At 59.9% G+C, this 21,640-nt stretch carries 19 protein-coding genes; all 19 read left to right on the top strand.

Annotated features, from left to right (window positions below; translation table 11 throughout):
* Window positions 1-26 precede the first annotated feature (26 nt).
* Window positions 27-602, top strand: coding sequence for an acyltransferase (locus G335_RS0112375; protein WP_018176958.1), 576 nt, complete (start codon window positions 27-29; stop codon window positions 600-602).
* Between the two features lie 578 nt (window positions 603-1,180).
* Window positions 1,181-1,501, top strand: coding sequence for a hypothetical protein (locus tag G335_RS0112370; RefSeq protein WP_231368524.1), 321 nt, complete (start codon window positions 1,181-1,183; stop codon window positions 1,499-1,501).
* Entirely contained in the window at window positions 1,494-3,122 is a 1,629-nt protein-coding gene (locus G335_RS0112365; RefSeq protein ID WP_018176956.1) for an aminotransferase class I/II-fold pyridoxal phosphate-dependent enzyme, read from the top strand. The genes G335_RS0112370 and G335_RS0112365 overlap by 8 nt, the downstream gene beginning before the upstream one ends.
* A gap of 488 nt (window positions 3,123-3,610) precedes the next feature.
* Entirely contained in the window at window positions 3,611-3,859 is a 249-nt protein-coding gene (locus G335_RS0112360; RefSeq protein ID WP_018176955.1) for a DUF4258 domain-containing protein, read from the top strand.
* Between the two features lie 5 nt (window positions 3,860-3,864).
* On the top strand, window positions 3,865-4,404 hold the full coding sequence (locus G335_RS0112355; RefSeq protein WP_018176954.1) for a type II TA system antitoxin MqsA family protein: 540 nt from the start codon (window positions 3,865-3,867) through the stop codon (window positions 4,402-4,404).
* Window positions 4,386-4,910 carry a hypothetical protein gene (locus tag G335_RS0112350; protein ID WP_231368521.1) on the top strand — a complete coding sequence of 175 codons (525 nt, stop codon included), beginning with the start codon at window positions 4,386-4,388 and terminating at the stop codon, window positions 4,908-4,910. Before G335_RS0112355 ends, G335_RS0112350 begins: the two co-directional genes overlap by 19 nt.
* A gap of 360 nt (window positions 4,911-5,270) precedes the next feature.
* Complete coding sequence (locus G335_RS0112345) at window positions 5,271-6,707, top strand: lipopolysaccharide biosynthesis protein (protein ID WP_026304841.1); 1,437 nt, start codon at window positions 5,271-5,273, stop codon at window positions 6,705-6,707.
* Window positions 6,707-8,305 carry an asparagine synthetase B family protein gene (locus tag G335_RS13595; RefSeq protein ID WP_018176951.1) on the top strand — a complete coding sequence of 533 codons (1,599 nt, stop codon included), beginning with the start codon at window positions 6,707-6,709 and terminating at the stop codon, window positions 8,303-8,305. Before G335_RS0112345 ends, G335_RS13595 begins: the two co-directional genes overlap by 1 nt.
* Window positions 8,306-8,374: 69 nt before the next feature.
* Window positions 8,375-9,184, top strand: a complete 810-nt coding sequence (locus G335_RS14075) for a formyltransferase family protein (protein ID WP_081623076.1) — start codon at window positions 8,375-8,377, stop codon at window positions 9,182-9,184.
* Window positions 9,181-9,960 (top strand): bifunctional 2-polyprenyl-6-hydroxyphenol methylase/3-demethylubiquinol 3-O-methyltransferase UbiG, encoded by a 780-nt coding sequence (locus G335_RS14070; RefSeq protein WP_081623075.1) that lies wholly within the window; start codon window positions 9,181-9,183, stop codon window positions 9,958-9,960. Before G335_RS14075 ends, G335_RS14070 begins: the two co-directional genes overlap by 4 nt.
* Window positions 9,961-9,996: 36 nt before the next feature.
* Window positions 9,997-11,244: a hypothetical protein gene (locus G335_RS0112335; protein ID WP_018176950.1), complete on the top strand. Its 1,248-nt coding sequence runs from the start codon at window positions 9,997-9,999 to the stop codon at window positions 11,242-11,244.
* A gap of 35 nt (window positions 11,245-11,279) precedes the next feature.
* Window positions 11,280-12,782, top strand: coding sequence for a polysaccharide deacetylase family protein (locus G335_RS0112330; protein WP_018176949.1), 1,503 nt, complete (start codon window positions 11,280-11,282; stop codon window positions 12,780-12,782).
* Window positions 12,783-12,866: 84 nt separating this feature from the next.
* Entirely contained in the window at window positions 12,867-14,216 is a 1,350-nt protein-coding gene (locus G335_RS0112325) for a hypothetical protein (protein WP_018176948.1), read from the top strand.
* The gene (locus tag G335_RS0112320; protein ID WP_018176947.1) at window positions 14,213-15,376 is read left to right on the top strand and encodes a glycosyltransferase; all 1,164 of its coding nucleotides are present in this window, start codon (window positions 14,213-14,215) and stop codon (window positions 15,374-15,376) included. Before G335_RS0112325 ends, G335_RS0112320 begins: the two co-directional genes overlap by 4 nt.
* A complete protein-coding gene (locus tag G335_RS0112315) occupies window positions 15,373-16,509 on the top strand; it encodes a glycosyltransferase (RefSeq protein ID WP_018176946.1) in 1,137 nt (378 codons plus the stop codon). The genes G335_RS0112320 and G335_RS0112315 overlap by 4 nt, the downstream gene beginning before the upstream one ends.
* Window positions 16,502-18,175 (top strand): asparagine synthase-related protein, encoded by a 1,674-nt coding sequence (locus G335_RS14215; protein ID WP_155986722.1) that lies wholly within the window; start codon window positions 16,502-16,504, stop codon window positions 18,173-18,175. Before G335_RS0112315 ends, G335_RS14215 begins: the two co-directional genes overlap by 8 nt.
* Complete coding sequence (gene wecB, locus G335_RS0112305; protein WP_081623079.1) at window positions 18,175-19,245, top strand: non-hydrolyzing UDP-N-acetylglucosamine 2-epimerase; 1,071 nt, start codon at window positions 18,175-18,177, stop codon at window positions 19,243-19,245. Before G335_RS14215 ends, wecB (G335_RS0112305) begins: the two co-directional genes overlap by 1 nt.
* Window positions 19,245-20,369, top strand: coding sequence for a non-hydrolyzing UDP-N-acetylglucosamine 2-epimerase (gene wecB, locus G335_RS0112300; protein WP_018176943.1), 1,125 nt, complete (start codon window positions 19,245-19,247; stop codon window positions 20,367-20,369). Before wecB (G335_RS0112305) ends, wecB (G335_RS0112300) begins: the two co-directional genes overlap by 1 nt.
* Window positions 20,362-21,606, top strand: coding sequence for a UDP-N-acetyl-D-mannosamine dehydrogenase (wecC, locus tag G335_RS0112295; protein ID WP_018176942.1), 1,245 nt, complete (start codon window positions 20,362-20,364; stop codon window positions 21,604-21,606). Before wecB (G335_RS0112300) ends, wecC begins: the two co-directional genes overlap by 8 nt.
* The last annotated feature ends 34 nt before the right edge of the window (window positions 21,607-21,640 follow it).

The following is a 21,640-nucleotide window of genomic DNA, read 5'->3' as shown; positions in this document are numbered from 1 at the left end:
ATCTGTGAACATCCGTGGCTAATTCAATGACTACAATCATCCATCCCACCGCCATCGTCGATGACGGCGCGCAGCTCGGCGCAGGCACTCGCGTCTGGCACTGGGTCCATATCTGCGGCGGGGCCCGCGTTGGCGAGCGCTGCTCCTTTGGCCAGAACGTCTTCGTCGGCAACCGCGTGGTTATCGGCGACAACGTCAAGGTGCAGAACAACGTCTCCGTCTACGACGACGTCACCCTGGAAGACGACGTCTTCTGCGGCCCCAGCATGGTCTTCACCAACGTCTACAACCCGCGCTCCGCCGTGCCGCGCAAGGACGAGTACCGCAACACGTGCGTCAAGCGCGGAGCCACGCTCGGCGCCAACTGCACCATCGTCTGTGGCGTCACCATCGGCGAGCACGCCTTCATCGGCGCCGGGGCCGTGGTCAACAAGGACGTCCGGCCCTACGCCCTGATGGTCGGCGTCCCCGCCAAACAGATCGGCTGGATGAGCGAACACGGCGAACAGCTCGATCTGCCGCTGCAGGGCGAGGCCACCGCCCAATGCCCCGCCACCGGCACCGGCTATACCCTCCGCGGCACGACACTCAGCCGAGGGTAAAAAACGGTCTTTTGGCGCTCCAGCGGTACAACGAACAGAGGGTAGCCACGGATCGACACAGATGAACACGGATTTTTGGGTTTTATTGTTTTTATCCGGGTCCATCCGTGTGCATCCGTGGCCAAAACGCCCTTCACCGCGCAAGATTCGCCCGTATGTATGTTTGCCCCGTTGGGTATGCTTTTCTTCAGCCGGCGGCAAGGGCACAACGAACAGAGGGTAGCCACGGATCGACACAGATGAACACGAATTTTTGGGTTTTATTGTTTTTATCCGGGTCCATCCGTGTACATCCGTGGCCAAACCGCCCTTCACCGCGCAGGATTTGCCCGTATGCATGTTTGCCCCGTTGGGTATGCTTTTCTTCAGCCGGCGGCAAGGGCACAACGAACAGAGGGTAGCCACGGATCGACACGGATGAACACGGATGCTGGGTTTTTATTGTTTTTATCCGAGTCCATCCGTGTGTATCCGTGGCCAAAACGCCCTTCACCGCGCAAGATTCGCCCGTATGTCCGCTTGCCCCACCGGGCAATGGATGAAGGCGCGTGTTTACCAACGATCACCAGGTGCGAAGCATGAAAATTGAAGCCACTCTCGACGACAAAGGGCACCTGCAGTTCGCCCGTCCTCTCAAGCTCCGCCATACGCGGGTACGCGTTCTGGTCACCCTTCCGGACGACGAGATCGAAGAAGGGGAAGAGGAGGCGGCAACCAGCGAACCGGAACCCCATATCCCCTACAACGGGCCAGAGGCCGCCTCGGACTTCATCGACGAACTCCAGTCGATCCAGGCCCCGATCCGTGATGTTCTGCAATCGGCAGAGAACACCTCGCTGAGCAAGGACGAAATGCGCGAACTGCGCGACCAAGCGTGGGAGGAAAAGCACCGTGGCTGATCGGCACTATATTCTCGACGTCAGTGCCATCCTCGACATGTGGCTGGACGCGGACGTGGAAAACAACCCCACGGCGCGGCTCCTGGAAGACGCGGAGGTTGCGGGCGCCAAACTCTGGGTCGGTGCCAGCGCCTTGAACACCTTGGACTTCGTCGCCGTGCGTCGGCTGAAGGATCTGGGTGCCGAACCGGAAACCGCCCGCGCCACCGTCCAGCAGCTCATGCAGCAACTGCTGGAACGGGTCGCGGTGTTGAGCCTGCCCGGTCACGAGCAAGCCGCCCTGTACGCCGAGGCCCGCGACTTCGAGGATGCCCAGATCGCGGCGGGCGCCCGCAGCCTTCGGGGCGGCCGCGTGGCCATCGTCACGCTCGACGCGACCTTCGACACACTCGGCGAGTGCGAGGCCATGCAACCGAGCGAGGCGCTCGCCCGGCTGCAGCCCGCGACGAACGCAACCGACGCGGCGATCCCCTTCATCGATCTCGCCGCCCAGCAGCGGCGCATCCGGCCCGAAATCGAACGGCGCATCGAGACCGTCCTGCGCCACGGAAAATACATCATGGGGCCGGAAGTCGGCGAGCTGGAAGAGCGGCTGGCCGCCTACACCGGCAGCAAGCACTGCATCAGCGTCAGCAGCGGCACCGACAGCCTGCTCATCGCCATGATGGCGCTTGGCATCGGGCGCGGGGACGAGGTGATCACTACCCCGTTCACCTTCATCGCCACCGGCGAGATGATTGCCCTGCTGGGGGCGAAGCCGGTGTTCGTGGATATCGACCCGGCCACCTACAACATCGCCCCCGAAAACATCGAGGCGGCCATCTCCCCGAAGACCCGCGCCATTATGCCGGTGAGCCTGTACGGCCAGTGTGCGGACTTCGACGCGATCAATGCCATTGCGGAGAAGCACGGCCTGCCGGTGATCGAGGACGGCGCCCAGTCCTTCGGCGCCACCTACAAGGGCCGCAAGAGCTGTGCGCTCTCCACCCTCGGCTCCACCAGCTTCTTCCCCAGCAAACCGCTGGGTGGCTACGGCGACGGCGGCGCGCTGTTCACCGATGATGACCACCTGGCCAAGGCCATGCGCGAGATCCGCGTCCACGGCCAGGACCGGCGCTACCACCACCCGGTCATCGGCGTGAATGGGCGCATGGACACCCTGCAGGCCGCCATCGTGCTGCCCAAGCTGGAGGTCTTCCCGGAGGAGGTCCACCTGCGCCAGCAGGCCGGCGAACGCTACAACCAGCTGCTGCTCGCCACGGATGGACACGGACAGACACGGATGGAAGAACAAGAGCCCAATATCGGTGTTCATCCGTGTTCATCCGTGGCTATAACGCCCTTCACCGCGCCCGGCTGTACCCATGTGTACGCGCAGTACACCTTGCGGGTGCAGGACCGCGAAGCGGTGCAGGCCCGGCTCCAGCAGGCGGGTATCCCCACGGCGGTGCATTACCCGGTGCCGCTCTATCGCCAGCCGGCCTTCGCCGACCTGGGCTACGCTCCGGAAGCATTCCCGAACGCCGAGGAGGCCAGCGAGCAGGTCATGAGCCTGCCCATGCACCCGTACATTACCGAATCCGAACAACAAGCCGTCATCAACGCCTTGCTCGCAGGCTAAGAGACTGGGTAGCCACGGATGTGCACGGATGAACACGGATTGGATGGGGAAAGGGCCGGACCGGCCAATCGCCTTTCCAAGAAATGGCCCTCATCCGGGTTCATCCGTGTCAATCCGTGGCCAAAGCTGTTTTAGCCACGGATGCACGCGGATGAACACGGATTGAAGGGCGAGAATAAGTGCAGAAGATGCCTGTCAGTTCGCCATCTCTGTCTACCGTCCGTGTACTTCCGTGGGTTCGGTGGCGAAAAGGGCTTTTGCCACGGAATCCGCTGAAGGGCACGGAAAGATGGGTAACGGAAAAAACAGCCGCTTTGAGCCGCCATTCACACTAGTCCTGTTCATCGGTGTTCATCCGCGTGCATCCGTGGCTACACCAGTCCTGGCCCTGGATGTAAAAAACTTAACACTGTGTTAATTTCTGAATGACCACGGATGGTATTAATCACCCTCTCACGGAGGCAGAGGCCACGCGCCGGATTCACGAAATGGCGCGGGATCCGAATGTCTCGCGCGTCTTCAGCGGGCATGCCCGCCAGCGGATGCGTGAGCGCCAGGTCCATGCCGATTGGGTGGACCACGTGCTGCGAGAAGGACGTGTGGATGAAACCCGGCAAGAGCACGGTACCTGGCGGTATCGCGTCGCCTTCGTCGACAACTGGGGGCGATCCGCCGTGGTCACGGCCATCCCCCAAACCGACACCCTGGTCATCGTGACCGTTACGCGTTCGGAGTGAACATCATGGATCAGTGCGTCATCTGCGGCTCCACCAACATCGAACACGAATGCGTTACGCATCGGGCAGAAGAGTTCGGCGTGCGCGCCGTCGAGTTCCTGAACACCCCCCTTGCCCGTTGCCGCGACTGCGGCGACGAAGCCATCCGTATCCCGCGCTATGTCCAGGTGGCTCGCCAGATCCGGGATCGACTCTGCGCGCTGAATCGCGTCCTGACTGGCGAGGAGTTCGCGCTGTTGCGTCGTGAGTTGAATCTGACAGCGACCGAGCTGGCCCGGCGCATTGGAGTGAACCCCGTCAGCGTTTCGCGCTGGGAGCAGGGGCACGTTCCCGTTCAGCAGGTCGCCGATCGTCTGATACGTACGTGGACGCTGGCCTCCCTTCGTTATGCCTGGCGCGATATTGATCGCCTCATGCAGAACCTGCCGGACGGCGGTATCAATCGCGTGCAGATCGACCTGGCCACAGGCCCGGATGGCGAATACTGGATCGAAACTCATCATCGCTTTGGCGGCCAGGACACCGCATGGGTAATGACCCGATGACCACCGAACGCACCGCGAACGAGCCACAACCGGAATGGGCGACCCATGCGCAACTCGTGGATGCCTACCTGGATGGCATCCACTACGAGCGTGGCGTCGCCTCCATGCCGGGAGACCGTCCCGGCATCCTGAACAGTCGCCTGCATTCGAGCGACCAGAGCGCCGGGCTTCCGGCCCGCGGGGGCGAGAGTGAAGGCTCCCTTATTCATGTGCGCCTGGAACTGGACCTGAAAGGCCTGCATCCCGATGCAGAAACCTCGGCGTCGGCCGACGATGATCTGACCGTGTTCCATGCACGTCTGATCTACCGGGCGGAGTACGTACTGGGGCGAAATGCCCAGCTTCCACCCGAGCTGGAGCGCCAACAGTTCATCCATCAGTTTGTCGTGCCACAGTTGTGGTTACAGATGCGCCACATGGCCGACATCGTCACTGCGCAAACCCACACCGGGCGTGTACTGCTGCCCGCCACACCGCCGAGTGTCCACGAAGCGGAAAACCGGTGAGCCACGGATCTTCACAGATAAACACCGATGGATAGAGCGCGTTCGGATGGGCCGTCCGACGCGGGTATTTTCGATTTTCACCCATCTTTCCGTGTCCTTCCGAGGATCCCTGGCCCCCTCGTTGTAGCCACGGATGAACACCGATAAACACGGATGGTTTCAGTTGGCACAGAGTCTGACCATGGCGCAGAGCCCCCATCGCTTTTGCCCTAATCCGCGTTCATCCGTGCCAATCCGTGGCTCCTATGGGTTTTCACAATGTTCATGCCGCACAGCCCTAATCTTTATCGCCCTTATCTGCGTATATCCGTGAACATCCGTGGCTAAAATTTCTTTCAACACCCTTCCCCTAGTCGCTTGATGAAGGAACGCATTAAGCGCCTGCTGCCGAAGAATCGGTTTGCACGCAGTGTCTCGGTGCTGGCCGGTGGCACAGCGGCCGGGCAGATCATCGTGGTCGCGGCCTCGCCGATCCTCACGCGGCTGTACAGCCCGGAGGATTTCGGGCTGCTGGCCGTCTACGCGGGGCTGCTCGGCATCCTCGGCGTCATCGCCAGCCTGCGCTACCAACTGGCCATCCCGCTCCCCGAGAGCGACGAGGAGGCCGCCAGCGTGGCGGTGCTCAGCCTGCTATTGGTGCTGGGGATGACCGCCGTCAGCGCCCTCATCGTGGGCTTATGGGGCGAACCCATCACCACGGCGTTGAATACACCGGCACTGGAACCGTATCTGTGGCTGTTGCCCCTCGGTCTGCTGTTGACGGGTGTGTACCAGGTATTCAGCTATTGGGCGATCCGTACCCGGGCCTTCCCGGCGATCGCCCGAACTAAGCTCACCCAGGCGATCAGCATGGTGGGTGTGCAGCTTGGCGCCTACACGCTCGGCCCCCTGGCCTTGCTGCTGGGGCAAGTCACCGGCCAGGCCGCAGGCACCTCAAGCCTCGGGCTCCTGGCCGTGCGCCGCAAATGGGCCGCGTTCCGGCAAGTTCGGCTGGCGGATATCCGCTGGGCCGCCAGCCGCTACCGGCGCTTCCCCATCTACTCGTCGTGGGGCGGGTTCTTCAACAAGGCGGGTACGCAACTCCCCGCCATCCTTTTTGCGGCGCTGTTCAGCCCCGCAGCCGCCGGCATATATATGCTGGCGCACCGCGTACTGGCCATGCCCATGCAGTTGCTCGGCAAGGCCATTGCCGACGTCTTCTTCTCGTCCGCATCCGAGGCGCACAGAAACGGAGACCTGGCGCCGCTCGTATCGAGCATTCACGGCAAGCTGGCCCACATCGCCATGCCCCCGGCCTTCATTCTCCTCCTTGCGGGCCCGGACCTCTTTGGTTGGGTTTTCGGCGCAGATTGGCGCCAGGCCGGCGAGTTTGCCCAATGGATGGCCCCGTGGGTTTACCTGGTCTTTGTCACCTCCCCCTTGAGCACCTTGTTTTCGGTAATGGAAAAGCAGGCCCAGGGGATGTTCTTCCAGGGTGTGCTGCTTGCCGTTCGGGTTGGGGCACTGGTCATCGGCGGCCTACTGGGCGATCTGATCCTGGCCGTCGCGTTGTTCACCATCGGCAGCGCCTTGTGCTGGGCTGGATTCCTCATCTGGATCATTCATGCCTCTGGTAATCGCCTGGTAGAGGCCTGGCGTCCGACAGCGACGGCCGCGCTAGTTGCAGCAGTGCTGATCGCGCCACTAGCGGTGTATTACTGGCTTGATGCGGCCTGGGGCTACGGTTTGGCGGCGTTGTTGGTCACTCTTCTGGTCTCTGCTCTCCACTACGGCCAAATGTTAAGGAAAGCCTGGTAATGAATAATGTCGTAACGCATTGGAACAACGCCGGTTGGGAGAGCGATCCCGCCGAGAAAGTGATGGTCCACGGCTCAGCGTTCCATGATGGCCAACTCTTGCGGGGCGGGCAGCTCGCCACTGTGTTCAGCGAGGCGGACCCCGGCCCCGAAACCTGGCAGGATGTACTAAGCCACTGCAACGGGTTTTTCGCTATCGCCCGCCAGACCCCTACGGCTACTCTGGTGGCGGTGGATCGAATCCGTAGCATCCCCGTCTTCTATGGCCAGCAAGGCGGTACAGTCTTCGTCAGCGACGATGCCGAGTGGGTCCGCCAGTCCGTTGGGGACACTGAAATGGAACCCCTCGCGCGCGAAGAGTTTCAGTTGGCGGGCTACGTGACCGGCTCGGACACACTCTATCCCAACGTCAAGCAACTCCAGGCCGGCGAGCTGCTTCACATTGTCGCCGGAGAAGAGCCCGAAATCGCCACCCATCGCTGGTACCGATTCACCCACACCGAACCCCAACAGTGGGATGAGGGTGAGCTGCGTGACGAACTAGACAAGTCCGCAGAGTCCAGTGTTCGACGCCTTGCGGAGTATGCGGCGGGACGGCAAATCGTCATCCCCCTCAGCGGTGGATACGACTCCCGGCTCATCGCATTACTGCTCAAGCGCATCGGCTACGACAACATCCTGACCTTTACCTATGGCGTGCCCGGCAACAAGGAATCAGAGTACAGCCGCCAGGTGGCGGAGGCCCTGTCGCTGCCCTGGCATTTTGTCGAGTACAGCGGAACGAAGTGGAGCCAAGCCTGGCAAACCGATGAGCGGCTGGCCTACCAACGCTGGGCCTCCGGCTGGGCCAGCCTTCCCCATGTTCAGGACTGGCTGGCTGTGAGAGAGCTTAAAGCCAATGGGGTTGTAGCCGCCGACGCTGTTTTCTGCCCAGGGCATGGTGGCTCCGTTGCGGGCGGGCACATCCCGGACGAGTTTGTCCCCGGTTCATCTGCCAGCACCGCAGATATGGTTGGAGCCGTCATCAAGAAGCATGTCTCACTCGCCCCATGGCGGCTGGTCACCCGCCGCCCCGAATCCGAGTGGCGCCAACGCATTATCGACCGAGCCGAATCAGCCGATATCCAGACGGCCGAGGCCGCCGCCGACGCATTCGAGAAGTGGGAGTGGCAGGAGCGACAGGCAAAATTCATTAATAACTCTGTTCGCGTCTATGAGTTTTACGGCTTCGATTGGTGGTTGCCGCTTTGGGATTCGGAATTTATGGATTTCTGGGGGGCGGCCCCCTTATGGGTGCGATGCGGAAAGAGGTGGTACACGCAATACGTCAAATCCGTATACGCTGCAGCAAGCGGGAGCCAACCATTAGATAACGCGAGCTCAACCACCCACCACGGACTTAGAGCACGACTCCGTTACTTGCCAGTGTATCAATCACTCCGGCGGCGTCTGGGCTCGGGCTTCCCAACGAGGTTTTTTTCAGTGGATGATGCATTGGCAAGAGAGGGGAGGTACGACAAGAAACAAATTACTAGATTAAAAAAAATGGGGTATACATTTATGGGGCGGTCCGCGCGTATTTTCTTGCGTGAGTCATGAAGAACTATTTGAGCAACCAGTTTGATTTTTTTGTGCGAGCCGGAGGTTGGTAAATTGACGAAGCGAAGCATGTCCGAATCCCGCAAAAAGACTTCAATAGTATACCTCTGCACGAAATCAAACGTAAAAAGTGCGGTGGGGCTTCAGGCTCTTATTGATGCCGGATACAACGTTAATCTCGCTATAGGTTGGAGCTCACCGAACACAAAAATAAACCCAGGATTAATAAAAGGAACAAGGCTTTTTTTGGCAAAGGTTCTAGATAAGTTGCTTCTGCCAAGAAGCGATCCTGTCGCGGAAATAAAATGCGATGACTGCGAACTTATTTGCCAAAAAAATGGCATTGATTGGGTCGAAACTGAGGGGGCGCGTATTGGGGAATTGCAGTCCATTATTAAAAAGGCCTCACCTGATGTAGTGTTTTCGAATGGCTGGCAGTCTCATATTCCTAATGAAATTTACGATCTAGCGTCGTTGGCCGCCCTCAACTGTCATTCATCATTCCTGCCTGAGTACCGCGGGGGGAATGTGACGTTTGCTCCTTTGATTAACGGAGAAAAGAGCTCTGGTGTGTCGGTTCATGAGATCGAGGACCGGTTCGATAGTGGTAGAATCTTTGCCCGACACAAGGTCCAGATTTGTGAGAGAGAATCCCCAAAGACACTCAATCTTAAGCGGGCATGGATAACATCTGGGGTTATCATTGAGGCGATGGAAAATGTATCGCGCGGTAACGCTGTGCATGATAACAGGGAGGCGCCATTCTACTTCCGTACGACTTACGAAAAGTACGTGTGGACTCGGATTTTAAACAAGTTTCGGCGGTTCGTTTGTCTTCCAAGGCGACGCGTTGAGCCGCGGTGGGTGAAAAGGATATGAGGAATAGTGAAATAAGATCGGTCGTAAAGTATTGGGATTCAGCGGGTCTAAAAAGCCTGGATAGCTCTACGAGTGGTGGAGATCCATTGTGGGCGAGTTTTGATAACTATGTGGAGAACCGTAGGCTGGCGAGCCTTTTGGAAAGGCTCGGCATCCGTGCTGGTGCAGGCGTAGATGTGGGAGCTGGATATGGACGGTTTGCACGTACCCTTGCCAAGGCTCTCGACGAGGTTGTCCTGCTGGAACCAGCTCCATCGCTTTTCCGTACAATGAAAGAAGTTCTCGATTCGGATAGGAAGTTTGAATTTCGTAACGAATGTTTTGAGGGCGCAAGGTTTGGGTCGAAAATGCGCGTCATTCTTTCTAGTGGCGTAGTCTATTTTTATGATGATGAGAAGTTGCTTACGTTTCTTCGTGAGGCTAAAGAAAGGTTGTCTGATGGGGGCGTGTTGATCCTTCGGGATTTCATTTCGCCGACACAATCCATGGTTGTCCAGTCCAGTTACGTGAAAGGTCAGTGCTGCTACTATCGGTCGACGCAAGACTGGGCCAATATAGTAGATAGCATGGGCTTTCGTGTTGAAGAGATGTTCCGCTCTAAACCGCGTCTAAGATTATTGCGAAATAGGTATATTCGTCGAGTCTTGGGAAAGTCCGCGTTGCGGGCGCTGTTGAATTCCCGTAGATTCAGGGCGTTTTGGGAAAAGCGGGATATGCGTCTGAACCCTAGGGGAAGCGTGCAAACTTCATTTATTGTCTTGCGGTTGGTGAACTAAACTAATGGCTAGGTTTTGAGAGTGATTGGCGCGAGAATGGAGGTTGAGAAAGAGAAATATCGCCTGGAGGCGTGGGTGTTCAACTGCGATTACAACGGACTCTCGGTCATTCAGGCATTGGGGCGACGCGGGGTTGAGGTTCGTGCGCTCGATGCGAAGCGGGGTGTTGGAACGCACAGTCGATTTTCGAAATACGGCGCGATACCGGACCCGATGGTGGACGAACCGGGGTTCGTGGAGGCACTTTGGCGCTATAGAGAAGGGCTGGAGACCAACCCGGTTCTGATCCCCACCAATGATCACTGGGCTGAATCTGTCGCGAGGCATCAAGAAGAGCTATCGCGAGGATTCGAATGCTGCGTTGCGGATTACGAAACCGTTTCTCTGCTGTTGGACAAAGAGCGCTTTGGTCGGTGGGGGCATGATGCGGGCTTGCCAGTGCCCCGAGTGTGGTCGGTTGAAGAGGCGCGGCAGGAGCCTGAGCTGCCCCTACCGATTGCCGTCAAAGCGAATGCTCGGCGCCAGGTGGGTCAAGGGGCTTCGTGGGCGCGTGCCGCAGATGGGCTTAGGTTCCGTGTCTGTGAGACGCGTACAGGAATGGAGCAGGTCCTGACAGAAGCCGATACCGCAGGTATTCCCGTATTCCTTCAGGAGGTTGTCAAGGGTCGGTCGGATTCGATGCACACGATCGGACTGTATGCGCGCGATGGGGAGATTCTGGGTCTGGTGTACGGGAAGAAGCTTCGTGGCTTTCCGCCAGGGTTTGGTGATTGCATAGTCGGAATCGCAAGCCCCGTTCCGGATTGGGCCTTGAAGTTGGCCGAGAAGGCCTGCCGCCAGCTTCGATATACCGGGATTGCGGAGTTAGAGGTAATGCAGGATGCCGAGACAGAGATCCGATTTCTTATAGAAATCAACCCGAGAAGCTGGAGCTGGGTTGGGGTATCGGGAGCTGCAGGCGTCGATTTGCCGTGGTTGGCGTATCGGAATCTGGCTTTCGGCGAGGCTCCGGAGGAAACACAGTTGGGCTGCCGGGATGGTGAATCGGTCTATTACACGAAGCTGCTGGCCGACTTGCAGAATTCTCTATTGTGGTATCGATTCAGTGACGCCCGTGATTGGGTCCTCTCGCCGGGGCAATGGTGGAAAACCTACTCGGGGCGCAGGGGCGTGTTCGCCGAGTTCGCGCGCGATGATCCGAAAGTCGCAGTAATGGCGACGATCCAGGCGGCGAAGCAGTTTGCAGGCCGTGCCCGCCGCGTCCTGAAAGGCGAGCGGTTCTGAACGCTTGTACTTCCGCCACGACAAACTACGACGACATGACCTTACTTGTTGAAGCGCCGAATGGTCGCTGCCCCGAGCGCGACTATGTTCTGGGCGTACTGCTGGGCGATTTCCTCGGCCTGTCCTGGCGGCGGGAAGTGAGCGAACGCCAGGACGTGCGGATCACCCTGGGCGGGCTGCCTGGGGAAATCCGGCTGCCCGACATCCTGTTCTCCGTGGCCGATGCGGACTGGCTCACCGAGGCCTCCATGCCCCGGCGGCCGTTCGCGCAGTGGGACACGCGCGATCTCGCCAAGGACATCACCCTGGTGGATCCCACCGTCCCCGTGATCTACGGCGGCCACCCCATTCCTGTAGGAGCCCAGCCCCCTGGGCGATCAAATGCGAGCCATGGCCACGCGTCCGACGACGGAAAGCGCCAGAATGCCGGGGCAGAAGCCTTTGCCGTTCTCGAAGACGGGCGGGTAAGCCTGCCCATCGACATCTTCGGCTCCGCCTTCTTCATGCTCTCCCGGTACGAAGAACTCGTGACACCGGATCGCGACGAGCACGACCGCTTCCCCGCCTGGGCGTCGCTCGCCTACCGGGAGGGCTTCCTGGAGCGGCCTATTGTCGATGAGTACGTCGAGATCCTGTGGGCGGCGATGCAGCGGCTTTGGCCCGGTCTGCAACGCAAAAAACGCCAGCCGCGCACCTTTGTCACCTGCGACGTCGACAACCCCTATGCCGCCTACACCAAGACCATGGCGGCGACGCTGCGCAAGATGGGGGGCGATCTCCTCAAACGCCGCAGCGTGCCGGAGGCTGTCCGTACGCTGCGTAACACCCTGGCAACCCGCCGTGGCGACTACCGCCATGACCCGTTCGATACCTTCGACTGGATGATGGGGGTGAACGAGGCCGCAGGTAACCGCATGGCGTTCTACTTCATCGTCGATCACTCGGTGCCGGGCATGGATGGCCACTACTCCATCGACGAACCACGTATTCGGCAATTGATGCGGCGCATCCATGAGCGGGGGCATGAGATCGGGTTGCATGGAAGTTATGGCACCTACCGGGATCCTGCGCAGATCCGGCATGAAGTGGAACGACTGCGCGCGGTCATGGCGGAGGAGGCCATTGACCAGGAGGTGCTCGGTTGCCGTCAGCACTACCTGCGCTGGGATAGCCGGAAAACAGCCCAATATCTATCGGACGCCGGCTTTCACTATGACACGACGCTCTCGTTTGCAGACCACGCCGGATTCCGTTGTGGCACGTGCCATGCCTACGCGCTCTATGACTTGTTGCAGCGGTGCCCCTTGCTGGTCAAAGAGCGCCCACTGGTTCTCATGGAGTGTTCAGTTCTTTCCCCAGTCTATGGTGGTCATGGGTACTCTGATAAGACGCTTCGAACCATGAGGCGCTTCAAGGAAATAACGCAAAAGTTCGGCGGCGAGTTTGTTTTGCTCTGGCACAACTCGTATTTCCAAAATACAAACGACCGGTATTTCTATCAACGTCTTGTCAGCCCTGAGAGAACCACTGTTTGTTGATACTGCTAAATTGGACCTTAAAGAGTCATTCGATAAAATTCCGGGGCGTACATCTTGCCGATTAAAATACCGACGATAACGTGGGTGTGGTTGCTGGTGTCGTTTCAGTCAGCCACGTTGTTGGTTTACCTGAAGTACAACATCGTCAGCATTGGTTCAGGCGGCGTGGCGTTGCCCGTGCTCGCGCTGTTTGTCGGGGCATCCGTAGTGCTGTTCCTGGCGTTATGGATGAAAGATCGACTCTACGTGCGGCCCCATCTCTTCCTCTTCTTGGGCCTTATGGCATGGGTCGCCTTTCGTGTCGTCTACGACCTGGGTGACCTCGACCGCCTGAAAGCACTGACCATAGCAACCACGGGTGGCATGCTTCTCTTCTATTTGATGGGCGCCGCCCTTCGAGTCGGCTACCAGCAGCTTGTGCAGGATGAGAGAGTTCGCTGGCCGATCACCCTGGCGCTCTCGTTGGTTGTCTTTTTTTTGGTGTGGATCCTGCTCGAGTTTTCCGGGCGGCTTCATACCCGCTATTTTCTATTGACGGGGATCGATGGCGGCTACCAGCGCCCAGGCAACTTCTTGTCTATTGTCTTTTTGGTGTTTTCGTTTCTTTTCATCCTTGGCGCATTGAAGACACAAAGCCTTTCGTCGCGCCTGAAGTCTGAAGTCTTGTGGGTAACCGTTTATGTCGCCGTAGCCATCACCATGCTCGGTACAGCACAGCTCATGGGTTCCAACAGTGCGACCGCGGTGATCGCAGGCGTCACCGTCATCACTTTGGCTTTGGCGGTGTTCGCGCCAAGAAAAAAGGCTTTTCTATCGTATGCAAGAGGTCGCCTTGCGTTGCCCCTGTCGAAGCGCCTTCTCCGATCCATGGCACTGAGCGCGCTTGTCGGATTGGTGGCCGTGGTTCTGGGGGTCGCGGCGCTGATCACCGTAACAGGTTTCGAGCTTGAGAGACTCCGGGTGCTCGGATTTGGCGCGGGGAGGATATCATCGTTGGCTTCGCGCCTGGACATCATGATGGAGCATGGGGCTGCGCAACTGAGCTACGCCCCCTTGCTTGGCAACATGAACGTGGCCTATCTGACCACGGGCAGCGCCGGGCGCACGCTCCACAGCTTCTTCCCTTACGTGATGGCCAATCTGGGCCTTGTCGGCCTGGCTTTGGTTCTGCTTCTCTTCCTGACGGTCTTTTTGCAGCTCTATCGCGAATCAAAGCAGCGGCTGTCGGGGGGTGTGTACGCCTACCGGTTGAACTTGATTGCCATCTATTCGTTCCTGATTCTTTTGTATCTACTGGTGTTCGCAAACCTGGCCACCGGGGTGTCATGGGTGGTGTTGTGGTTCGCGCTTGGGTTCATATCCCAGCCGGTTACATTCCAATCACGTTGGCTGGAGGCGGACCAACGCCTATCGTTCCGAGGGAAAACCAATTGAAGTCCAGCAATATATGCCTGCACATCGTCCGCAACCCCGTAACGCATGACTCTCGCGTTTTAAAGGAGACGAAGAGCATCCATGAAGACGGCCTGTTCGGGCAGGTCGAGATCGCTGGCTTCATGGAGCCCGGGCATTCGGAATGGGAGACCCTGGAAGACGGGCGGACCATCTGGCGTGCGTCATTGCGAACCCGAAGTCTGCCGAAGGACCTGGTGAGTCAAGGGATCAAGTATGCCGAGTGGTACCGACAACTGGTGCGGCGCTATCGCCAGGCGCCGCTGCGAGTGATCCACTGCCACGACCTGGCGCCACTGCCGATTGCGGTGCGACTGAAGCAGTTGACGGGCGCTCGGCTGATTTACGACGCCCATGAGCTGGAGACGGAAACCGTGGGCGCCGGCGGTCTGCGACAACGGTTGGCGCAATCCCTGGAGAAGCGGCTGATACCCAGGGCGGATGCCATGATCACGGTCAGTCCCTCGATTCAAGCCTGGTACGCCGAGCGCTATCCGGAGACGCCGATCCACCTTGTGCGAAACATCCCGGAAGCGCCGGGTGATGCACACGACATCGTCCCGTTACGGGAGCAGTTTGGCGTGCCGGAGGAGGCCCTGCTTTTCCTGTATCTCGGGGGGCTGGGTACGGGGCGGGGTATCGAGATCGCGCTGGAAGCCTTCCAACAGCAGGGCGTGCCACACCACATCCTCTTCATGGGTAGCGGCCCGTTGGCAAATGCGGTCCGCGATGCGGCTGACCGTGACCCGCGCATCCATTACAAGGAGCCCGTGCCCCCTGGCGAGGTGATTGCACATGCTTCGGGCGCGGATGTGGGGCTTTGTCTCTATGAGGATACGTGTCTGAATCACCGCTACTGCCTCCCCAACAAGCTATTCGAGAGTCTCCTTTCCGGGTTGCCGGTGCTGGCGTCCAATCTTCCCGATCAGGCGGCCGTGGTGGATCAGCACGACGGGGGTTGGGTGGTCGAAAACGATCCGACCTCCGTGGCTGCCTTTCTTCGCGGTTTGACGAGGGCCGAAGGTCTCGCCCTGCGTCAAGGCTTGGCGGAGCGAGTGAGTGGACTCACCTGGGAAAACGAATCGAAGACGTTGACGGCGTTGTACGAGAACCTGTCCCAGGACGGCGGAGGCCAGCGATGAGGCAGTTGATCCACTTCACCACCGTCCATCCGCGTGGCGATACGCGCATCCGAGTGAAGGAGACGGCTTCGCTGGTGGAAGCCATGGGCGCGGGCGTGGCCCTATATGTCCAGGATGGGAGGGGGGCCGAGTGCGATGAAGTTTCGGGTGTCGAGATCGTGGATACCGGGCCGCCGCCCAGGGGGCGTGTGCGGAGGATGGTGCTCGGCGCTTGGCGGATGTACCGGGCGGTGCGTTCGGCGCGACCGCAGGTCGCGCATTTCCATGACCCGGAGCTGATCCCGGTGGGGCTGGCGCTGAAGCTGTCGGGCATCAAGGTGGTGTACGACGTGCACGAAGACGTGCCCCGGCAGATCCTGGGCAAGCACTGGATTTCGCCGTGGCTGAGGCGACCGGTGGCCTGGGCAGCGGAGGCGTTCGAGTGGCTGGCGGGGCATGCGTTCGACGGGGTGGTGGCCGCGACGCCGACCATTGCGCGGCGCTTTCCGGATCACAAGACCGTTACCGTTCAGAACTTCCCGATCCTGGCCGAGCTGGTGGCACCGGACCCGGTGCCGTACGAGCAGCGCCAGCCGCACTTCGCCTATGTCGGTGGGATCACCGGCATCCGTGGTTCGCGGGAGATGGTGGAGGCCATTGGCCAAGTGACCGAGCCAGATTGTCGGCTGCAAGTGGCCGGCGGGTTCTCGCCCGCCGCGCATCGCGAAGAACTTGCCGCCCTGTCGGGCTGGGAACGCGTGGCGTTCCATGGCTGGGCCTCGCGCCCGGAGGTGGCGGCGCTCCTGGGGAACGTGAGGGCGGGGCTGGTGCTGTTTCACCCAGCCCCGAACCATCTGGATGCCCAGCCAAACAAGATGTTCGAATACATGGCTGCTGGGCTGCCGATTATCGCGTCCGAGTTCCCCCTGTGGCGGGAGATCGTGGACGGTGCGGGCTGCGGGCTGCTGGTCGATCCGCAGGCCCCGGCCGCGATTGCCCAGGCAATGGAGTGGCTGTTGTCGCATCCGGAAGAGGCCGAGGCCATGGGCCGCCGCGGTCGCGAGGCAGTGGAGCGCCTGTACAACTGGGCCCCAGAGGCGGAGAAGCTCCTGGCGCTGTACAAGGAACGATTGGGGAGGATGACGGATGCGTGATGATGATCATGGCAAGCTGATGATGGGGACTTGGTCACTGGGGGACCTGCTGAGGGAGTCCGGTAACGAGGGCGAGTTCGGTATGCGGTTGAACCCTGAGGGTGAGCTTCCGGATTTGGAGCAGGTCTCGTCGATTGGCGACGCCGCCCAATACCAGCTTGCCGCTGGGACTTTTATTGGCGTCAAAAGGCTACCCTCAGGTGAGATACTCCTCATTCCCGATCTTCTTGGTCTTCGGCCTGTCTATTACTCGGAAACGATTGTATCCGATACATTTACAGGCCTAGTGGCTCTCCCGCGTGAGGAACTCGATTGGAGCCCGGAGGTGGATTTCGATTCGGTCATGCATTTTTTGGAGTTCGGTTATCCCGAACCCGGGAAGACAATGTTCGAGCGCCTTTACTGCACATGTCCCGGGGATGTGGTTGTGGTAGGTCCCAAGGGGATCCGCAGGGTCCGTGCGAACGAGAACCCGTTGAGTCCGGGTGTGTTGGAAAAGAATGTCCCTGGTCGCGATTCCGTTACGTATCTTACTGCTCGTTTGCGAGAACTCGTTAGTGAGCTGCCAGGGCCAGTAGGGGTGGATATCACCGGGGGATCAGATTCTCGCTTGCTTGCTGCGTTTTCGCCGTATAGCAAACAGGTAAAAGAAGCCTCATGTTCCTATTCGACGTCTGATGCAGACGAGATTCGGATCGGCCAGGCCGTTGCCGACCGGGTCAAACTGAAATACCACTTTGTGGCGGCACCGAATGTTGAGTCGCCAAACGATTTGTGGTCCTCGTTGGACTATGTGGATGGGCTGGGAGACGTGCTTGATGGGCTTCGGCACAGAAAGATGCAAGAAGATCGGGCGAAGCGTGGGATTCGAGTAAGCCTTTCGGGTATTGGAGGGGAGTTGTTCAAGGACTTTTGGTGGCTCCAGGATTTCCCGAGATATAGAAAAAAGAAGGCGAACTTGGGGAGGCTATACCGATTCCGATTTAATAGCAGGCCGATGTCTAAAGGTGGGTTGACCAGTAGGGCTTCCGTCAGTCTGGAAGCGGCTCGTTCATCCTGTTGGAATCGGCTCCAAGACGTATCGACTGAAGGCGGAGTCAATTCAGAAATTTATGATCGCATTTACTATTGGGAGAAGATGGCCCACGTTCCGGTTCCCTTTGTTGTGGGGGGGGCGAAATTGGGTATCGGGGTTGTTCCGCCACTACTTGATTCTCGTTTAGTCCAATGTGGTTATCAGCTTCCACGGAGAGAACGATGGATGGAGCGCGCGCACCGGAAGTGGATTGCGGCAAGCCCGCTTCCGGATGTGGGTTCGCTACGGACCACTGCGGGTACTACTTTGAAGGCGGGTGTTTTGGGGCAGGTCGCCGATGGTTTGGGCTGGGTTGTGAATAAGGGAAGACGTCTGGCTTCCAAGATGGTTGAGCGAGGTACAGGCCGTATCAAATGGCGCAAGACTCCCAATCATCCCCAAAGTCTCGATAATTTGTTGCGGATCGCGGATGAGATGCGCCTTGTGGAGGAGCTGAAGGGGACCGGCCTGGTTGAGCTGGAAGTGGAGAGCATTCGCGACCTGGATCGGGGTCGCGCAGGGCGATGGTGCAATGTCGCCATGATCCTGCGGACTGCGCGTGGTGGCAAGCAGGAGGCTTCATGCAAGTGATGACCATCGTCGGGGCCCGGCCCCAGTTCATCAAGGCGGCGCCGGTCTCGCGCGCGCTGGCCGCTGGGGGTATGCGCGAGCAGATCGTGCACACCGGCCAGCACTTCGATGTCGGGATGTCCGATGTGTTCTTTGACGAGCTGGGCATCCCCGCGCCGGCGCATCATTTGGGTGTGTCCGGTGGCGGTCACGGCGCGATGACCGGCGCGATGCTTCAGGCGCTTGAGCCGCTGATGGAGAGGGAGGCGCCCGATTGGGTGCTGGTCTACGGTGATACGAACTCCACCCTGGCGGGTGCTCTGGCCGCGAGCAAGCTGCACATCCCCGTGGCGCACGTGGAGGCGGGGCTTCGCTCGTTCAACCGGCGGATGCCGGAGGAGCAGAACCGGATTGTCACGGATCACCTTTCCGATCTGCTGCTGACGCCAACGGATGGGGCGACCCAGCGGCTGCGGGAGGAGGGCATTCCTGACGCGCGCATTGTGCAGGTAGGGGACGTGATGTTCGACGCCGCACTCTACTATGCGGACCGAGCCGCCGAACGCAGCGCAGTACTCGCGCAGCATGGCTTGCAGGCCGGCGCCTACATCCTGGCGACTGTCCATCGCGCTGACAACACCGACGACCCGGAGCGTCTGCGCGCGATCGTCGACGGCCTGGAGGCCGTGGCCGCCGAGCACCCGGTCATCTTGCCGCTACACCCGCGTACCCGCGCGGCTTTGGGGCGCCACGGGTTCGCGCTTGCAAGGGTGCGCGCCATTGACCCCGTGGGGTATCTGGACATGGTCGCCCTGGAGCGACACGCGGCCCTCATCGCCACCGACTCAGGCGGTGTGCAGAAGGAGGCCTACTTCCACGGCGTCCCCTGCGTCACGCTGCGCGACGAAACCGAATGGACCGAACTGGTGGACCTCGGCTGGAACCGCCTGGCCCCGCCCACTCGTGCCGATATCGCTTCCGAGATCCGCCACGCCCTCGGCACCACCGGCCGCGGCGGCCGGCCCTACGGAGACGGTAATGCGGCTGGTCGTATTGTGGCCGCTTTGGCGCCTAGACAGGCGTACCAGTAATGCGGGTTCTGATTGTTTTCGGTACGCGGCCCGAGGCCATCAAGATGGCTTCGGTTGTCCAGCGGCTTCAGGAGGTGCCGGATGTTGTGGCTCGGCTCTGTGTCACGGGGCAGCATAAGGAAATGCTGAGGCAGGTTTTGGACCTGTTTGGATTGCGGCCGGATTATGATCTTGCTGTCATGCGTCCGGGACAGGATCTTGCCGGCATTACCTCGTCGGTCTTGACGGGAGTGCAACAGATCCTTGCCCGAGAACAGCCAGATTGGGTGCTCGTCCACGGTGATACGACTACGGCGTTCGCCGCCGCTTTGGCGGCTTACTATCAGCAAATCCCCGTGGGCCATGTTGAAGCGGGTCTGCGCACAGGAGATCCCTACTCGCCTTGGCCCGAGGAGATGAATCGAAGACTGGTAGGGGGGCTAGCCCGGCTGCATTTTGCGCCCACCGAAGGGGCGCAAGTTCACCTCTTGCGCGAAGGTGTCTCTTCGGGGCAGATCCGGGTGACGGGCAACACGGTTGTCGACGCCCTGCTTGAGGTTGTGGAGCGTTTGCGGACAAACCCGTCATGGTCAGAGCAGCAGTTGTCCTCTCTTGATTTCCTGGACCCTTCTCGTCGTCTGATCGTAGTTACCGGCCATCGTCGTGAGAGCTTTGGAGCCGGTTTTGAGCGGCTGTGTGAAGCCCTGCGATTGCTGGGGCAACGGGATGACGTGCAGGTGGTCTACCCGGTTCATCTCAACCCCAACGTGCTGGGGCCGGTCACGGAGGCACTGGGTGGTCAAGCCAATGTTCATTTGGTTGAGCCCATGGATTATCTGCCCTTCGTCGCCTTGTTGGACCGCTCGTACTTGGTCATCACAGACTCCGGTGGCATTCAGGAAGAGGCCCCATCGCTCGGTAAGCCGGTGCTGGTTACCCGCGAGACGACGGAGCGGCCCGAGGCTGTCGAGGCGGGGACGGTGAGGTTGGTTGGTACAGACACCCAGCGCATCGTTGAGGAAGCGACCCGATTGCTCGATGATGTCGACGCCTACGAGGCCATGGCCTATGCCCATAATCCTTACGGGGATGGTAAAGCCGCCGAACGTATTGTGAATCGACTACTGGAGGAAGCCAGTGAGTGAAGTTGCCACGCAGAGGCGTGCAGTCACCGTCTTGGGGCTGGGGTATATCGGCCTGCCTACGGCCAGTCTCCTGGCCACGCGGGGGTTCAAAGTCCATGGGGTTGATGTGCGCCCTGAAGTCGTCGAGACGATCAACGAGGGCAATATCCATATTGTCGAGCCGGAACTGGACGTGCTCGTTCGTTCGGCGGTCCACAGCGGTCAGCTAAGAGCATCGACCGATCCCGTGGCGGCGGATGTATTCTTGATTGCGGTTCCGACTCCTTTCATGGACGGCAAGCAACCCGATCTCTCCTACGTCGAAGCTGCTACACGGGCCTTGGCGGAGATGCTGGAGCCAGGGAATCTCGTCATTCTCGAGTCGACCAGCCCGGTTGGAACCACGGAGCGCGTGGCCGAGTGGATTGCCGAGACGCGACCCGACCTGGGGCCGGGGGCGGTGCGGGTGGCGCATTGCCCGGAGCGCGTGCTGCCTGGCCGGATCATTCAGGAGCTGGTCGAGAATGATCGTGTGGTCGGTGGGCTCGATCAGACTTCTACCGAGGAAGCGGCGGCGTTCTACCGCGAGTTCGTCTCGGGCGAGGTGCTATTGACGACAGCGCGTACTGCCGAGATGGCGAAGCTGACCGAGAATACCTTTCGCGATGTCAACATCGCGCTGGCTAATGAGTTGTCCCTCATCTGTGACCGTCTGGAGATCGATGTTTGGCGCCTGATCGAATTGGCGAACCGGCATCCCCGGGTCAATGTGCTGCAGCCGGGGCCGGGCGTGGGCGGCCACTGCATTGCCGTGGATCCCTGGTTCATCGTCGATGCCGCCCCCGAGCAGGCGCGGCTGATTCGAATGGCGCGGGAGGTTAACGACTCCAAGCCGGAGCATGTGGTCGAGCAGGTCGTCGAGCGCGCCAGCCGCCTGAAGGAGCCGGTCATCGCCTGCCTGGGGCTGGCCTACAAACCTGATGTCGACGATCTGCGCGAGAGCCCGGCCCTGCAGATCGTCGAACGTCTGGCTGCACAATCGCCAGGGAAACTACTGGCTGTGGAGCCCTATATCGAGGCACTGCCCGCGGGTTTGCAGGAACAAGGCGTGGTTGGGACCTCCCTTGATGAAGCCCTGCAGTTGGCGGATATCATCGTGGCGCTGGTCCCACATCGGCCGTTCCGCTCCGTGCCGGCAGCTCGGATCCAGGGGAAGATGATCGTGGATGCCTGCGGGCTGCTGAGGCTTCTGCAATAGAGGGGCCTCTCTATCAGGAAGGACGTGGTTGAGG

It is taken from the genome of Thioalkalivibrio sp. AKL8 (assembly GCF_000380525.1).
Classification (GTDB): domain Bacteria; phylum Pseudomonadota; class Gammaproteobacteria; order Ectothiorhodospirales; family Ectothiorhodospiraceae; genus Thioalkalivibrio; species Thioalkalivibrio versutus.
The sequence above is the reverse complement of the archived record's forward strand: the minus strand, read 5'-3'. Positions and strand labels throughout refer to the sequence as shown.

Bases quoted from the DNA above. Each gene is read 5' to 3' on its own strand.
- G335_RS0112375 (WP_018176958.1), top strand. From the start codon at position 27: ATGACTACAATCATCCATCCCACCGCCATCGTCGATGACGGCGCGCAG.
- G335_RS0112370 (WP_231368524.1), top strand. From the start codon at position 1,181: ATGAAAATTGAAGCCACTCTCGACGACAAAGGGCACCTGCAGTTCGCC.
- G335_RS0112360 (WP_018176955.1), top strand. From the start codon at position 3,611: ATGGCGCGGGATCCGAATGTCTCGCGCGTCTTCAGCGGGCATGCCCGC.
- G335_RS0112355 (WP_018176954.1), top strand. From the start codon at position 3,865: ATGGATCAGTGCGTCATCTGCGGCTCCACCAACATCGAACACGAATGC.
- G335_RS0112350 (WP_231368521.1), top strand. From the start codon at position 4,386: ATGGGTAATGACCCGATGACCACCGAACGCACCGCGAACGAGCCACAA.
- G335_RS0112345 (WP_026304841.1), top strand. From the start codon at position 5,271: ATGAAGGAACGCATTAAGCGCCTGCTGCCGAAGAATCGGTTTGCACGC.
- G335_RS13595 (WP_018176951.1), top strand. From the start codon at position 6,707: ATGAATAATGTCGTAACGCATTGGAACAACGCCGGTTGGGAGAGCGAT.
- G335_RS14075 (WP_081623076.1), top strand. From the start codon at position 8,375: ATGTCCGAATCCCGCAAAAAGACTTCAATAGTATACCTCTGCACGAAA.
- G335_RS14070 (WP_081623075.1), top strand. From the start codon at position 9,181: ATGAGGAATAGTGAAATAAGATCGGTCGTAAAGTATTGGGATTCAGCG.
- G335_RS0112335 (WP_018176950.1), top strand. From the start codon at position 9,997: ATGGAGGTTGAGAAAGAGAAATATCGCCTGGAGGCGTGGGTGTTCAAC.
- G335_RS0112330 (WP_018176949.1), top strand. From the start codon at position 11,280: ATGACCTTACTTGTTGAAGCGCCGAATGGTCGCTGCCCCGAGCGCGAC.
- G335_RS0112315 (WP_018176946.1), top strand. From the start codon at position 15,373: ATGAGGCAGTTGATCCACTTCACCACCGTCCATCCGCGTGGCGATACG.
- G335_RS14215 (WP_155986722.1), top strand. From the start codon at position 16,502: ATGCGTGATGATGATCATGGCAAGCTGATGATGGGGACTTGGTCACTG.
- wecB (WP_081623079.1), top strand. From the start codon at position 18,175: ATGACCATCGTCGGGGCCCGGCCCCAGTTCATCAAGGCGGCGCCGGTC.
- wecB (WP_018176943.1), top strand. From the start codon at position 19,245: ATGCGGGTTCTGATTGTTTTCGGTACGCGGCCCGAGGCCATCAAGATG.